11 protein-coding genes are annotated in these 15,154 nt (G+C 72.5%); 3 read left to right on the top strand and 8 right to left on the bottom strand.

The genetic code is table 11. From position 1 onward, the window contains the following. Positions 1-82 precede the first annotated feature (82 nt). The 5 genes from glpK to AC07AZ_RS13155 form a co-directional block, all read right to left on the bottom strand. Positions 83-1,594, bottom strand: a complete 1,512-nt coding sequence (glpK, locus tag AC07AZ_RS13175) for a glycerol kinase GlpK (protein WP_478846937.1) — start codon at positions 1,592-1,594, stop codon at positions 83-85. 21 nt (positions 1,595-1,615) lie between these two features. Then, positions 1,616-2,341 (bottom strand): MIP/aquaporin family protein, encoded by a 726-nt coding sequence (locus AC07AZ_RS13170; protein ID WP_478846935.1) that lies wholly within the window; start codon positions 2,339-2,341, stop codon positions 1,616-1,618. A 343-nt stretch (positions 2,342-2,684) separates the two neighbouring features. After that, entirely contained in the window at positions 2,685-4,331 is a 1,647-nt protein-coding gene (locus AC07AZ_RS13165; protein ID WP_478846933.1) for an EAL domain-containing protein, read from the bottom strand. Positions 4,332-4,507: 176 nt separating this feature from the next. Beyond that, a complete protein-coding gene (locus tag AC07AZ_RS13160) occupies positions 4,508-5,698 on the bottom strand; it encodes a lipid-transfer protein (RefSeq protein ID WP_478846931.1) in 1,191 nt (396 codons plus the stop codon). Next, complete coding sequence (locus AC07AZ_RS13155; protein ID WP_478846929.1) at positions 5,695-6,132, bottom strand: Zn-ribbon domain-containing OB-fold protein; 438 nt, start codon at positions 6,130-6,132, stop codon at positions 5,695-5,697. The genes AC07AZ_RS13160 and AC07AZ_RS13155 overlap by 4 nt, the downstream gene beginning before the upstream one ends. A 271-nt stretch (positions 6,133-6,403) precedes the next feature. On the opposite strand from AC07AZ_RS13155, the gene AC07AZ_RS13150 reads away from it, so the two are divergent. Continuing rightward, positions 6,404-6,940 (top strand): NUDIX domain-containing protein, encoded by a 537-nt coding sequence (locus AC07AZ_RS13150; RefSeq protein ID WP_478846927.1) that lies wholly within the window; start codon positions 6,404-6,406, stop codon positions 6,938-6,940. Positions 6,941-6,942: 2 nt separating this feature from the next. Here AC07AZ_RS13150 and AC07AZ_RS13145 read toward each other — a convergent pair whose 3' ends face one another. After that, on the bottom strand, positions 6,943-9,309 hold the full coding sequence (locus AC07AZ_RS13145) for a TIM-barrel domain-containing protein (protein ID WP_478846925.1): 2,367 nt from the start codon (positions 9,307-9,309) through the stop codon (positions 6,943-6,945). A 212-nt stretch (positions 9,310-9,521) separates the two neighbouring features. Between AC07AZ_RS13145 and AC07AZ_RS13140 the strand changes: the two genes are divergently transcribed. Next, entirely contained in the window at positions 9,522-11,489 is a 1,968-nt protein-coding gene (locus tag AC07AZ_RS13140) for an acetoacetate--CoA ligase (RefSeq protein ID WP_478846923.1), read from the top strand. Between the two features lie 75 nt (positions 11,490-11,564). Continuing rightward, positions 11,565-12,452: a hypothetical protein gene (locus tag AC07AZ_RS13135; RefSeq protein ID WP_478846921.1), complete on the top strand. Its 888-nt coding sequence runs from the start codon at positions 11,565-11,567 to the stop codon at positions 12,450-12,452. An 88-nt stretch (positions 12,453-12,540) separates the two neighbouring features. On the opposite strand, the gene ptsP is transcribed toward AC07AZ_RS13135, so the two are convergent. Together ptsP and AC07AZ_RS13125 are read right to left on the bottom strand one after the other, a co-directional pair. Beyond that, complete coding sequence (gene ptsP / locus AC07AZ_RS13130; RefSeq protein ID WP_478846919.1) at positions 12,541-14,211, bottom strand: phosphoenolpyruvate--protein phosphotransferase; 1,671 nt, start codon at positions 14,209-14,211, stop codon at positions 12,541-12,543. 80 nt (positions 14,212-14,291) lie between these two features. Continuing rightward, on the bottom strand, positions 14,292-14,741 hold the full coding sequence (locus AC07AZ_RS13125; RefSeq protein ID WP_478846917.1) for a PTS sugar transporter subunit IIA: 450 nt from the start codon (positions 14,739-14,741) through the stop codon (positions 14,292-14,294). Positions 14,742-15,154 lie beyond the last annotated feature (413 nt).

Here is a 15,154-nt window from a genome sequence, read left to right as displayed (position 1 = left end):
AGCCGCGTCCGTCGACGCACGCGCGCGCGTGCGCCTCGTCCAGCGGGCCGCGCGCCCCGCGGCCCGACCCGAAGGACAGCCGCTAGTCGTCGCCCTCCTCCAGCCAGCCGAAGCTCTTCTCCACGGCCCTGCGCCAGCGGCGGTACTCGCGGTCACGCACCGACGCCTCCATCGACGGCGTCCACTCGGCGTCCTTCTGCCAGTGCGCCTTGAGTTCGTCGAGGTCGTTCCACACCCCGGTGGCGAGTCCGGCCGCGTAGGCGGCGCCGAGGCAGGTCGTCTCGGAGACCCGGGGCCGGATGACGGGCACGCCGAGCACGTCCGCCTGGTGCTGCATGAGGAGGTTGTTGCCGGTCATGCCGCCGTCCACCTTCAGGGTCGTGATCCGCACCCCGGAGTCCTGGAACATGGCGTCCACGACCTCGCGCGTCTGCCAGCTGGTCGCCTCGAGCACCGCGCGCGCGAGATGTGCCTTCGTGACGTAGCGGGTGAGGCCGGTGACGACTCCGCGCGCGTCGGAGCGCCAGTACGGCGCGTACAGGCCCGAGAACGCGGGCACGATGTACGCCCCGCCGTTGTCGTCCACACTCGCCGCCAGTGCCTCGATCTCGTCGGCACTGCGGATGATGCCCAGCTGGTCGCGGAACCACTGCACCAGCGCGCCCGTGACGGCGATCGAGCCTTCCAGGCAGTAGACCGGAGCCTCGTCGCCGATCTTGTAGCCCATCGTCGTCAGCAGGCCGTTCTTCGACGGCACCGGCCGGTTGCCGGTGTTGAGCAGCAGGAAACTGCCGGTGCCGTACGTGTTCTTCGCGGTCCCCACGTCGTAGCAGGCCTGCCCGAACACGGCCGCCTGCTGATCGCCCAGCGCGGAGGCGACGGGCACCCCGGCGAGCTGGCCGACGGCGGTGCCGTACACCTCGGCGGACGACCTGATCTCTGGCAGCACCGCCTCGGGCACGTTCATCGCGGACAGGATGGAGGGGTCCCACTGGAGCGTCTCCAGGTTCATCAGCATGGTGCGCCCGGCGTTGGTGACGTCGGTGACGTGCCGTCCGCCCTCGGTGCCGCCGGTGAGGTTCCAGATCAGCCAGGAGTCGATGGTGCCGAAGGCGATCTCGCCGCGCTCGGCCCGCGCGCGCAGCCCCGGCACGTTGTCCAGCAGCCAGGCCGCCTTGGGGCCGGAGAAGTAGCTGGCCAGTGGCAGACCGGTCTGGTCGCGAAAGCGGTCCTGCCCGTCCGGGCCGCCCAGTTGGTGGCAGAGTGCGGCGGTGCGCGTGTCCTGCCACACGACCGCGTTGTGCACGGGCTTGCCGGTGGCGCGGTCCCACAGGACGGTGGTCTCACGCTGGTTGGTGATGCCGAGCGCGCTGAGCTGGTCGGCGCGCAGTCCGGCCTTGGCGAGTGCCCCGGCGACCACGGCCTGCACCTTGGACCAGATCTCGGTGGCGTCGTGCTCCACCCAGCCCGGCTTGGGGAAGATCTGCCGGTGCTCGCGCTGGTCGACGGCGACGATCGCACCGCCCTGGTCGAAGACGATGCAGCGGCTGGAGGTGGTGCCCTGGTCGATGGCGGCGACGAACCTGTCCGTCATGACGTCCCTTCGTCGGTTCCTTCAGAAGGCTGCGTTGAAGATGAGTCCGGAAAGCGCCCCGCCGATCAGCGGTCCCACCACCGGAATCCACGCGTAACTCCATTCGGATGTGCCCTTGTTGGGGATGGGAAGCAGTGCGTGGACGATACGGGGGCCCAGGTCGCGGGCCGGGTTGATGGCGTATCCGGTGGGCCCGCCGAGCGACAGACCGATGCCGACCACCAGGAAGGACACGATGAGGATCGAGGTCCCCGACTCGCCGAGTCCCCTGGTGAGGCCGAAGGCCAGGACCGGCAGCACCAGCGCCATGGTGGCGATGATCTCGGTGACGAGGTTCGCCACGGGATGGCGGATCGCGGGCGTGGTGGCGAAGATCCCGAGGGTGGGCTGGGCGATGTCGTCGTCGGCGTTGGCCTGGAACTGCGCGAAGTAGACCAGCCAGCACAGGACCGCGCCGAGTATCGCGCCGACGATCTGGCCCCCGAGGTAGAACGGGACTTTGCCCCACTCCCCGGTGTCGACGGCGATGCCGATGGTCACCGCCGGGTTGAGGTGGCCGCCGGACAGCGGAGCCGCGGTGTAGGCCCCGGCCAGCACGCCGAAGCCCCAGCCGAAGGTGATGACGATCCAGCCGGCGTCCTTCGCCTTGGAGTAGTTCAGTACGACGGCGGCGACCACGCCGGCGCCGAAGAGGATCAGGATCGCGGTACCGATGACTTCGCCGAGGAATATGTCCCCGTTGCTCATGGCGGCTCCTAGGCCCTGGCCCGGGACGGTCGGCCCCGGTCCTCCGTGCAGGGTGCGGTTCCCTTGGCGAACAGCCGGGGGCAGGGAGGGTCCCGCGCCCCGCCCGGCGTCCGTGACGAGCGTGCCGTGGCAGCCGAATCGCCCGTGGGGGAAGGGCCCGTGGCTCAGGCGGGGCCCGCGCGGCGTAGTGCCTGGATACGCCGAGAATGTACGGCGATGTCGACCGACACCCGGAAGTGTTCACCGGCACCCACGGAGCGTCAAGGTCGCCGACCGCACCGGTTCCGACGGGCCGGCCGAAGGGTTCCGGCCGCACCGCCGACGCCCCGCCCGCCCCTCGGAGTCAGCCGGGTTCCGCCACCGCGTACCCCGCCGGCGTGCCGGACGCCCCCGAGCCGCGTCGCACCTCGTGACCGGGAAGTCCGGGCCGGCCCAGGACCCAACTCGCGCCGTGCAGCGCCTTGGCGGCCTTCTTCAGCGGCGCCAGACAGGAGGCGGCCTCCCGGTGGTCCGTCACGCTGCCCGGCGCGCACAGCACGGTGGCCAGGGACAGCGTCACGGGGCGCCCGCCGGCCGACCAGGGCGCGTCGAGCAGGGCGGCGGCGAGGGGTTCCAGCCACTCGAACTCCGCGAGCACCAGGAAGTCGTCCCCGCCGATGTGCCCCACGCGCGTAGCGCCGGACGACGCCTGCTGCAACGCCCGCCCCACCGATCGGATCAGCTCGTCGCCCGCCGCGAACCCGGCCCCGTCGTTGACCAGTTTGAAGTGGTCGACGTCCAGCCAGCTCAGCGCGAAGGGCCTCCCGCCGGCGATCCGCCGGTCCACCTCTGCGGTGACGGCGTCCGAACCGGGCAGCCGGGTCAGCGGATTGAGCCCGGCCGCCTCCTCGACCCGGCTCTCCGCCAGAGCCCGCACCAGGTCCGCGAGCCGTACGACACCCACGCACCGCCCGTACCGGTCGACGACGGCCACATCGTCGGACGTACGGTCCCGGCCGCCGACCGCGACCACGTCCAGGACCTCCCACGCGGTCGCGTCGACGCCGACCGTCCGTGGCGGGTCCCCGAGTCTGGAGGCCGGCCGGTCGGCGTACAGGGCGTGTCCGTAGCGCCCCGACATCGACAGCAGGAAGCGGGACCGGTGCACCGACCGGACCGGCACGCCGTCCCGGTCCACGAGCACCACCCCGGACACCTCCGGCGACCCCGTGAGCAGCGCCCGCACCTGGCCGGCCGACGCGGAGGCGGCCAACAGTGCGGCCGGCCGGACGAACTCCCGCACCGAGGGCCCCGGCCGTGGCGCCGCCAGGACACCGAAGGAGTGGGGCGGAACGTACACATCGGCCGTCGGCACCCGTGCGGGCGGCGCGAACAGCACGCCCTGAGCCAGTTGCGCGCCCGTGGCCCGCGCCGCCGCGCACTGCAGTTCGCTCTCCACGCCCTCGACGGACAGCAGCGCTCCCAGCTGGTCGCACAACGTCCGCATGGCGCGTACCGCCGCGGGCCGGGACAGCAGGGAGGCGTCGAGTTTCACCAGGTCCGGGGCCAGGTCGGTGAGCAGCCGCAGGGGCGCGTCGCCGTCGCCCACGCCGTCCGCGGCGATCCGGAAGCCCTGCGCCCGCAGCCCGTTCACCGCCTCCAGCAGCGCCTTCTGCGGCACGTGCGTGTACGGCGGGCCGACGTCGACCGTCACCTCCCACGGCAGTCGCCCCACGGCCCGCACGGCGTCGTGCAGGGGGGTGAGCCCGCCGAGGTCGGCCAGGGTGCCGGCGAACACGTTGACGTGCAGCGGCAGCAGGGTCTCCCGGCGCGCGGCGGCGCGGACCGCCAACACCGCCAGCCGGCCGTCCAGTTCGGGATCGCGGCGGGCCTCGGCCAGGATGTCGCCGGTCTCCGGCCGGGCGAGTATCTCCAGCCCCGCGACCCCGCCGGTCATCAGGTTGACCACCGGTTGGAAGGCGAAGCGGAGAGTATCCGTCCAGGAGGGCACGGCAGCATGATTGCGCTGCCGGAGCCCACCCAGGCCCAGTTCACGAGACGTTCACGCAGCATTCCGGGGTGATGACACAGCGTGCGAGAAAGCGCTTGCGGGCGCCAGGGCGTAGTCGCCTGCCCTGCCCCGCCCCGCGAGCCGTACGCCACCGACCGTCCCTCCGCGCCCCCGCCTCACCGCACCGCGACCACCGCCGACCCGTGTCCGAACAGCCCCTGGTTCGCGGTGATCCCCGCCCGCGCCCCCGCCACCTGTCTGTCGCCCGCGGTTCCCCTCAACTGCCAGGTCAGCTCACAGACCTGGGCGATCGCCTGCGCCGGAACGGCCTCCCCGAAGGAGGCGAGGCCCCCGCTCACGTTGACGGGTATGCGTCCGCCCAGAGCGGTCGCGCCCTCCCGCAGGAGCTTCGCGCCCTCGCCCGCTCCGCACAGCCCGAGATCCTCGTACCACTGCAACTCCAGGGCGGTGGACAGGTCGTAGACCTCGGCGAGGGACAGGTCCCCGGGCCCGATGCCGCCCTCCTCGTAGGCGGCTGACGCGATGGAGGCGCGGAAGGTCTCGGCTGCGGGTTCGACGGCCACCGCGGAGTCCGTCGCGATGTCCGGCAGGTCCAGCACGGTGCTGGGGTAACGCGGCGTCACCGTGGACACCGCCCGGATCCGCACGGGCCGCGCCACCCCGTGCCGGCGCGCGAACTCCATGCTGGACAGCACCAGTGCGGCGCCGCCGTCGGAGGTCGCGCAGATGTCGAGCAGCCGCAGCGGATCGGCGACCACGGCGGAGGCGGCGACCTCCTCGGCGGTGACCCGGCTGCGGTAGCGGGCGTTCGGGTTCAGCGCCCCCTGGGCGGAGTTCTTCACCTTCACCTGCGCGAAGTCCTCCCTCGTGTCCCCGTGCACGGCCATCCGCCGGCGCGCGTACAGGCCGAAGTACGTCGGATTGGTCGCCCCGAGGACCCGGAACCGCAGCCAGTCCGGATCGTCGGGCCGGTCGCCGCCCGCGGGCCGGAAGAACCCCTTCGGCGCCGCGTCGGCGCCCACCACCAGCACCACGTCCGCCAGGCCCGCGAGGATCTGCGTACGCGCGGTGTTGACGGCCTGGGCCCCCGACGCGCAGGCCGCGTAGACGCTCGCGACCCTGGCGCCCTGCCAGCCGAGCGCCCGGGCGAAGGTGGCGCCCGCGACGTACCCCGGGTAGCCGCCGCGCACGGTGTCGGCGCCGACGACCGAGCCGACGTCCCGCCAGTCCAGCCCGGCGTCGGCGAGCGCCGCCCGGGCCGCCGCCACGCCGTACTCGACGAAGCTTCGGCCCCACTTGCCCCACGGGTGCAGGCCCGCGCCGAGCACCGCGACCTCCGTCGTCACGCCCGCACCCCCGTCGGCCGCCAGTTCCAGGTCGTTTCCCCGCCCGGCGGAAGGACGCCCCGGACGATCTCCATCTCCATGCCGACCGTCAGATCGGCGACGCTCACCCCGGGAGCGCCCTGTCCCAGTACCACCATCCGTTCCGGCTCCAGTTCCACAGCGATCAACGCGTACGGCTCCCAGGGAAGTTCCGGGTCCGTCACATACGGTGACGGCGGCCGGTAGCGGCTGTCCGTGTACGACCAGACGCGCCCGCGGCGGGAGAGCGGGACCTCGACCAGGCCGCCCCCGGAGCACCCGGGGTTGCGGCAGTGGACGTCCTCCCGGGGGAAGAAGACCGAGGCGCAGGCGGTGCAGCGGGTGCCGAGGAGCCTGAACTCGTCCCCTTCACCGGCGAACCACCCGGCCACGACGGGTGTGCGTGTGTGCGGCAAGGTCCCTCCCGACACCGAATCTGACGGAACGTCAGAAGTGTGGCACGGCGGGGCGGAAACAGGCAGGGCGTCGCGCAGAACCGGACGGGCCGCCCCGGCGTCGTCGTACCGGGAGGGGCGGCCGGGGCCCACGGGGGTGGTTCCGGCCGTCCCTCCCGCCGGTGCCGGCCCGACCGCGCGCCGACCGCACCGAGGTGCGGCACCGCCTCCCCGGCACCGGGCGCGGAGCCTGCGGCGAACACGCCTCCGATGATCGGATACAGTCCGCCGCGTGTCCGAAACCCAACACTCAGCCCCCAACTCCGGCCCCGGAACGCACTGTTCCAGCTGCGGAGCGCCCTACGGAGAGGGTGCCTCCGGCTGGCCGCGCACCTGTCCGGCCTGTCACACCGTCGCCTACCGCAACCCGCTTCCGGTCGCGGTCGCCCTCCAGCCCGTGTACGACGAGAAGGGCACCGCCCTGGTCGTCATCACCCGCACCGTCGCGCCCGCGCGCGGGGGGGTCGCCCTGCCCGGCGGGTTCCTGGACGACCGGGAGGACTGGCGGCACGCCCTCGTCCGCGAACTCAGGGAGGAGACGGGCATCGAGGTGGCCACCCGCGACGTACGACTCATCGACGCGATGAGCTCGAACGACGGGCACCTCCTGCTGTTCGGCCTCCTGCCCGAACGGCCCGCCGACAGCCTCCCCCGGTCCGCCGCCACGGACGAGACGGAAGGCTGGCACCTCCTGCGCAGGCCGCAGGAGCTCGCCTTCCCCCTGCACACCGCGGTCGCGCGCGCGTGGTTCGAGGGCCGGTACGTCTGAGGTCAGTCCTCCCCGAGCCCCCGGACCCGCACCGGGTGGGGAGGCACGCCCATCCCGTCCTCACCCTCCCGCTCGACGACCACCCGGTCGCCCTCCCAGCGGGAGACATAGCGCTCGATCTCCGGCTGGTGGTGCCCGTCGCCCGTGTCGGGCACCACCAGCCCCTCCCCGGTCCGGCCCCGGGAGGGCGCCCACACCTCCAGCTCCAGACCGCCGTCGTCCCCGCGCACGGGGACGACGGCGCCCGCGCGCACGAGCACCGGTATCCGCGACAGCGGGGCGTCCACCAGCACCTGGGCCGGCCCCTCGTACGACCGTCCCGTCGCCGTGTCGTACCAGTGCCCCCGCGGCAACTGCACGGCCCGCCGGTCCGCGCCCGGACCGAGCACCGGCGCCACCAGCAGACAGTCACCGAGCAGGAACGCGTCCTCACAGTCACGCAGCGCACGGTCCTCCGGCGCCGACCACCACACCGGGCGCACACAGGGCGCGCCCGTGCGCCGGGCCAGATGCGCCAGCGTCATCAGGTACGGCGACAGCCGCCGCCGTTCGACGAGCGCCACGCGCGCGTGCTCCAGGACCTCGGCACCGAACTCCCACGGCTCCCGGCGCCCCGCGCGCGTACCCGCGTGCGTGCGGAACAGCGGCAGGTAGGCCCCCAACTGGAACCACCGCAGGTACAGCTCAGGAGACGGGACCCCGTCGAAACCGCCCACGTCGGGCCCGGAGTAGGGCACCCCGCACAGCCCGAGCCCCATGACCAGCGACAGCGAGGCCCGCAGGCCGGGCCAGCCGGTGGCCACGTCACCGGACCAGGTTCCGCCGTAGCGCTGGAGCCCGGCCCACCCGGAACGTGAGAAGACGAACGGCCGCTGTCCTGGCGCCAGTTCCCGCATCCCCTCGTGAGCCGCCCTGGCCATGCACAGCGCGTAGACGTTGTGGGCCTCGCGGTGGTCGCCGCCGCGTCCCTCCAGCGCGTGCCGGGCCGACCGGGGGAGGGTCGGCTCGCCGAACGGGGCGACCCACGTGGGCTCGTTCCCGTCGTGCCGGAAACCCGAGAACCCCTGGACGAGCCGCTCCTCGTACAGACCGCCCCACCAGCGCCGTACGCGCGCGCTCGTGAAGTCCGGGAAGACCACCTCACCCGCCCGCCCGACGCCCCGCACGACCCGCCCCGAGGCGTCCCGCACGAACGCGTCCTCGGCCGTGCCGCTGTCGTACACGTCGTCGCCCGGCGTGGCGCCGACTCCCGCGTCGACGGCCGACACCAGACGGACTCCGTCCCGGCGCAGGTCCGCGGCGAGCTGCGGCAGCTTCGGAAACCGTTCGGTGTCCACGCCGAACGCGCGATGGCCGTCGTGGCGGTCGAGACCCACATGAACGGCGTCGAGCGGCAGCCCCCGCTCCTGATAACCCGCCACGAGCCGCCGCACCTCCTGCTCACCGCCGGAGCCCCACGGCGCGTGATGGTGGCCGAGCGCCCACGCGGGCGGCAGCGCGGGCGCCCCCGCCAGCGAGGCCCAGACGTGCAGCACGCGCGCGGGAGTACCCACCACCACCCAGCACCGCAGTGGACCGCCATCCATCCGCAACTCGCACGTCCCCGCCCGGTCGTGCCCCGAGCCGGCGCCCTCCTCGCCCTCCCGCAGCGTCACCCTGCCGTCCCACGAGGTGTCGTGGAACACCAGGTGCGTGGCCGCGTCGGCGACCACCACCTGCACCGGCATCGTCAGGTACAGCGGATCGTCACCGGGGCCGAAGGGCCGGCCCGGGTCGGAGTTCCACAGCCGGTACGCGCCGTCCCTGAGCCGCGGACCCCCGGCACGTCCCCCGAGCCCGAAGAACCGGGCGTCCGCGGCCACCTCCGACCGCTGCATCCAGCGCGCCGCGCCACCACCGACCGGCTCCCACCACCGGGGCGGCAGATCCCGGCGCAGGACCACACCACCGGGCGTGAGCACCTCGACGGCACCGTGCCGCGAGACGACCACCGTCACCCGCTCGGCGACGACCCGCCAGCCACCCTCCTTGTCCGGCTCCAGCACCGCCCGCGGGTCCGGCTCGGGACAGCGGCCCGCGAGCGCGTACGACGGTTCCGGACCGGCCCCGTCCCAGCCCCAGAAGACCGCCCCGTTCACCGCCACCAGGACACGCAGTTCGGACCGGGCGAACCGCACGACGCCGCCCCCCGGCCCCGGCTCGACCTCCCTCACCGAACCCGGCACCCGGGCCCGCTCCGCCCCCCGCGCCGGGAGCCCGGAGGCGTCGGCACGCCTCCGGCGCCACGCGGCCCGTACGGTACGCAACCCCTGACTCACCCCCGCGGTACCGACCGCCTTCACCGAACGCACCAGGTCACGACCGTCCATGCTGCTCACCCTGCCATCGACGGCCCTGCGCGTGCGTGTCGTTCAACTTCCGTTCACCCGTGCTGGGACCACATCTTCACGACACGGACTATGTGGGGCGCGCCCTGGTGCAGAAGTCGATCACATGGCATCGTCCGTGTCAGCCGCGTCACGCGCACACCCCTGCCGTGCGCGCCCGACGCACACAACGCGCACAGCCCGGGAGCCGCCCCATGTCGACCGTGAACCCCCAGCCGCTCTGGCAGCCGGACGCCGAACGCGTCGAGCGGGCACAGGTCACCCGATTCCAGGCCTGGGCCGCCGAGCACCACGACGCCCCCTCCCACGGCGGCTACCCGGCCCTGCACCGCTGGTCCGTCGACCACCTCGACGCGTTCTGGCAAGCCGTCACCGAGTGGTTCGACGTACGGTTCTCCACCCCCTACGCGCGCGTACTGGGCGACCGCTCGATGCCGGGCGCCCGGTGGTTCCCCGGAGCGACCCTCAACTACGCCGAACACGCGCTGCGCGCCGCCGCCACCCGGACGGACCAGCCCGCACTGCTGCACGTCGACGAGACGCACGAACCCCGCCCGGTGAGCTGGTCCGAACTGCGCCGCCAGGTCGGATCCCTCGCCGACGCACTCCGCGAGCTCGGCGTACGCCCCGGCGACCGCGTCAGCGGCTACCTGCCCAACATCCCCGAAGCCGTCGTCGCCCTCCTCGCCACGGCAGCGGTCGGCGGCGTCTGGACCTCCTGCGCCCCCGACTTCGGCGCCCGCAGCGTCCTCGACCGCTTCCAGCAGGTCGAACCCGTCGTCCTGTTCACCGTCGACGGCTACCGCTACGGCGGCAGGGAACACGACCGCCGCGACACCGTCGCCGAACTCCGCCGCGAACTGCCCACCCTGCGCGCCGTCGTCCACATCCCGCTCCTGGGCACCGAGGCCCCGGAAGGCGCCGTGGGCTGGTCGGCCCTGACCGCCGCCGACGTGGAGCCCGTCTTCGAGCAGGTGCCCTTCGACCACCCCCTGTGGGTGCTCTACTCCTCGGGCACCACCGGCCTGCCCAAGGCCATCGTCCAGTCCCAGGGCGGCATCCTGGTCGAACACCTCAAGCAGCTCGGCCTGCACTGCGACCTCGGCCCTGAGGACCGCTTCTTCTGGTACACCTCGACCGGCTGGATGATGTGGAACTTCCTCGTCTCAGGCCTCCTCACCGGCACGACGATCGTGCTCTACGACGGCAGCCCCGGCTACCCGGACACCGGCGCCCAGTGGCGCATCGCCGAACGCACCCGGGCCACCCTCTACGGCACCTCGGCCGCCTACGTCATGGCCTGCCGCAAGGCGGGCGTGCACCCGGCCCGCGACTTCGACCTCTCCGCGGTGCGCTGCGTCGCCACCACCGGATCCCCCCTGCCGCCCGACGGCTTCCGCTGGCTGCACGACGAGGTCCGCGACGACCTGTGGATCGCCTCCGTCAGCGGCGGCACCGACGTCTGCTCCTGCTTCGCCGGAGCCGTACCCACGCTTCCCGTCCACATCGGCGAACTCCAGGCACCCGGCCTCGGCACCGACCTCCAGTCCTGGGACCCGGACGGCCGGCCCCTGGTGGACGAGGTCGGCGAACTCGTGGTCACCAACCCCATGCCGTCCATGCCGATCCGCTTCTGGAACGACCCCGACGGCAGCCGCTACCACGACAGCTACTTCGACACCTACCCCGGCGTGTGGCGCCACGGCGACTGGATCACGGTCACCTCCCGAGGCTCCGTGATCATCCACGGCCGCTCCGACTCCACGCTCAACCGGCAGGGCGTGCGCATGGGATCGGCCGACATCTACGAAGCCGTGGAACGCCTCCCCGAGATCAGGGAAAGCCTCGTGATCGGCATCGAGCAGGCCGACGGCGGCTACTGGATGCCCCTCTTCGTGCACCTCGCCCCCGGCGCATCGCTCGACGAGGCCCTCCTGAACCGCATCAAGCAGACGATCCGCGAACAGCTCTCACCGCGTCACATCCCCGACGAGGTCATCGAGGTCCCCGGCATCCCGCACACCCTCACCGGCAAGCGCATCGAGGTACCGGTGAAACGCCTCCTCCAGGGCACACCCCTGGAGAAGGCCGTCAACGCCGGCTCCATCGACAACCTCGACCTGCTCCACTTCTACGAGGAACTGGCCCGCAAGCGCGCCTGACGCACCCCCGGACGCCGTTGTCAGTGCCGCCGATTACTGTGAGTGAGCATTGATCGACTGTGTTCAGGGGGACTCATGGCGCACACCGACCACCAGACCATGCGACGCGTCCTGCGCCGCGAAATCGCCGGCACCATCGGGCTGCTCACCGACGAGCACGACTTCCGCGCCATGCGGCGCTACCGCAGCTTCACCTTCGACGACCACACGACCTACCTGGAACAGGTGGAGGCGCTCCTCAAAACCCGTGCCTCCCAGGGCAGTCACACCACGGTGACCCTGTTCGACCCGGAGGACTACGCCGAGTTCTGCGCGGAAACCGGGCTCGACCCGGACGCCCCGTCCAGCCGGACCCGCTTCACCGCCGAACTGGCCACCACCGGGCCCACCCTCCCGTACGACGGCCGGCCGCTCTCCGATCTCGTCCCGGCCCTCGTCGACGAGGCCGTCCGCCAGGCCACCTGGGAGTACGCCTCCACGCTCCTGGCCCGGCTCGGCTCCTGCGCCTCCGGCGGCGAGGACCTCGGCCGCGCGGCCTTCGTCCGCGCCTCCGACCTCCTGGTCCGCATCCTGGAGACGGCCCGGCCCGGCAACCGGCACCTCGTCTGCAGCGTCTCCGGCACCCCGGAGACCGTGGTGGCCGTCCTCCACGCCGACGACGACACCGACGGGGTCACGCAACTCGACGAGGCCGAGGCACTGGAGTTCACCACCGTGCTGGCCCTCGGCCTCGGAATCGGCGGCCCGGGAGGACTCGTCATGCGAACCAGCGCCCCCGGCACAGCCGACCGCGTCTACGGCTGGCGCATCCGGGACGGCCTGGAACCCCTCACCGCGGGAGAGGTGTTCGACGCCTACTGCACGGACGTCGAATCCGGAGACCTCATCTCCCCGGAGTCGGACGTCGACTACTGCGCACCACCGGACCTGGGAGCCCAGGGACCGACGTCCCACCAGCACTGAGACCACCGCAGTCCCGACATACCGAAGGGGCGCCCCACCCGCGCGGTGGAGCGCCCCGAAGGACCGGCGACCGATCGCCGGCGAACCGCTACTCGCCCGACAGCACGGCCTGCGCCGCGGTGCGGGCCTCCTCCGCGCTGTCCGCCGCCCGCGCGGCGGCCGCCGCCCGCTCGCACTGCGTCAGCGTGTACTTCGCCAGCGCCGCCCGGACATACGGGATGGACGCCGCACCCATGGACAGAGAGGTGACACCCAGCCCGGTCAGCACACACGCGAGCAGCGGGTCCGACGCGGCCTCGCCGCAGACACCACAGCTCTTGCCCTCGGCCTTCGCGGCGTCGGCGGACAGCGCGACCAGGTCGAGCAGCGCGGGCTGCCACGGGTCCTGGAGCCGGGACACCGCGCCCACCTGACGGTCGGCGGCGAACGTGTACTGCGCGAGGTCGTTCGTGCCCAGCGACAGGAACTCGACCTCCTGCAGGATCGAGCGCGCTCGCAGCGCGGCCGACGGGATCTCCACCATCGCGCCGAACTTCGCGTGCAGACCCGCCGCCCGGCAGGCGTCGGCGAACGCCTTGGCGTCGGCCCGGTCGGCCACCATCGGGGCCATGACCTCCAGATGGACCGGCAGCCCCTCCGACGCCCTGGCGAGCGCCGTCAGCTGGGTGCGCAGCACGTCCGGGTGGTCGAGCAGCGTTCGCAGACCCCGCACGCCCAGCGCCGGGTTCGGCTCGTCGGCCGGCGTCAGGAACTCCAACGGTTTGTCCGCCCCTGCGTCCAGCACCCGCACCACGACGCGCCCCTCGGGGAACGCCTCCAGCACCTTGCGGTACGCCTCGACCTGCTTCTCCTCCGACGGCGCGTTCTTGCTGTCGTCGAGGAAGAGGAACTCGGTACGGAACAGACCGACACCCTCGGCGCCGGCCTCGACCGCGGCCGGTACGTCCGCCGGACCACCGACGTTGGCCAGCAGCGGCACCTTGTGACCGTCCGAGGTGCCACCCGGCCCGGTCGAGGCGGCCAGCGCCGCCTTCCGCTCGGCGGCGGCGCCTTCCAGCTGCGCCCTCTTCTCCGCACTGGGATTGACGAAGATCTCACCGGTGCTGCCGTCCACGGCGATCATCGTGCCCTCGGCGAGCTCACCCGCGCCGGGCAGCGCCACCACGGCGGGCACCCCGAGGGCCCGCGCCAGGATCGCGCTGTGGCTGGTGGGTCCGCCCTCCTCGGTCACGAAACCGAGTACCAGGGTCGGGTCCAGCAGCGCCGTGTCGGCGGGAGCCAGGTCACGGGCGATCAGCACGTACGGCTCGTCGCTGTCCGGAACCCCCGGCATCGGCACCCCGAGCAACCGGGCGACGATACGATTCCGCACGTCGTCCAGGTCGGCCACGCGACCGGCGAGGTACTCACCGGCGCCGGCCAGCAGCGCACGATAGGCCGCCAGGGCGTCGTACACCGCCCGCTCGGCCGTGCTTCCCACGGCGATACGACGGTCCACGTCCGCGATCAGCTCGGGGTCCTGGGCCATCATGGCCTGCGCCTCGAGGACCGCCTGGGCCTCGCCGCCCGCCAGGTTGCCGCGCGCGACCAGGTCGGCCGCGACCGCTTCCACCGCCTGGCGTGCGCGCCCCTGTTCACGCTCCGCGTCCTCGGCCGGAATCTGCTTGGCAGGCGGCTCCAGCACCGCCGTTCCCATGTGCCGAACCTCGCCGATCGCCACACCGTGGCTCACGCCGACGCCTCGCAGCGTTGTCTCCATCTCACCCGTCTCCGATAGTGCAGCGGGGTCCCGCCGCCGCGGTGGTTGTTCCTGCTCACCGTCATACGACGGCATGGACGTCACTTCCAGAGGAAGAGGCTGTCCCCGGTCTTCACCTCGCCGTCGTCGCGGAGCTCGGAGAGCGCTTCGGCCGTCGCCTCCAGCGCCACGACCGGGCACACCGGGGACTTGCCGGCGGCCTCGACCGCGGCCGGGTCCCAGCGCACCACGCCCTGGCCGCGGGTCACGGTGTCGCCCTTGTTCACGAGCAGTTCGAAACCCTCGCCGTTGAGCTGCACGGTGTCGATACCCAGGTGGGTGAGCACGCCGTGTCCCCTGTCGTCGACGACGACGAAAGCGTGCGGGTGGAGGGAGACGATCACTCCGTCCACGGGCGCGACGGCCTCGGAGGGCTCACGCACGGGGTCGATGGCGGTGCCGGGGCCGACCATGGCGCCGGAGAAGACCGGATCGGGCACGGCGGCCAGTCCGATGGCGCGTCCGGCGAGCGGGGACGTCACGGTGGTCATGGGAAGCCTCCCAGGGTGGAGATTCAGAGGGGCCGTCGCTGCCTGTGCCGGACGGCGCACTGTGCAGCAGGCTATGTCACATCGAGTGACGGTTCCGCTCGATGATCCCAGTTAGTGGTCTAGACCACAACCCCCATCGATTTGCGTGGGGTTCGCGGCCGCGTGTACAGTCGTACTCCTGCTTGAGGCCGAGCGGCGCTCCACAGCGTCCTTGCTCAGCAGCATCCAACTTGTCAGATCCTCATCTCGGGGTTGCCTTCTGCGTGCTCGCAGGACGGTGGTTCAGAGAGGCGGAAAAACACTGATAGAGTTGGGGACACCGAAGGGAAGCGCCCGGAGGAAAGCCGCGAGAGAGTCTCTCGGGTGAGTACAAAGGAAGCGTCCGTTCCTTGAGAACTCAACAGCGTGCCAAA

The organism is Streptomyces sp. NPDC043878, from assembly GCF_056435735.1.
This window is presented reverse-complemented; position numbering and strand designations above follow the sequence as displayed.

Excerpts from the sequence above, each read along its gene's own strand:
- glpK (WP_478846937.1), bottom strand. The coding sequence starts at position 1,594 with ATGACGGACAGGTTCGTCGCCGCCATCGACCAGGGCACCACCTCCAGC.
- AC07AZ_RS13170 (WP_478846935.1), bottom strand. The coding sequence starts at position 2,341 with ATGAGCAACGGGGACATATTCCTCGGCGAAGTCATCGGTACCGCGATC.
- AC07AZ_RS13145 (WP_478846925.1), bottom strand. The coding sequence starts at position 9,309 with ATGGACGGTCGTGACCTGGTGCGTTCGGTGAAGGCGGTCGGTACCGCG.
- AC07AZ_RS13140 (WP_478846923.1), top strand. The coding sequence starts at position 9,522 with ATGTCGACCGTGAACCCCCAGCCGCTCTGGCAGCCGGACGCCGAACGC.
- AC07AZ_RS13135 (WP_478846921.1), top strand. The coding sequence starts at position 11,565 with ATGGCGCACACCGACCACCAGACCATGCGACGCGTCCTGCGCCGCGAA.
- ptsP (WP_478846919.1), bottom strand. The coding sequence starts at position 14,211 with ATGGAGACAACGCTGCGAGGCGTCGGCGTGAGCCACGGTGTGGCGATC.
- AC07AZ_RS13125 (WP_478846917.1), bottom strand. The coding sequence starts at position 14,741 with ATGACCACCGTGACGTCCCCGCTCGCCGGACGCGCCATCGGACTGGCC.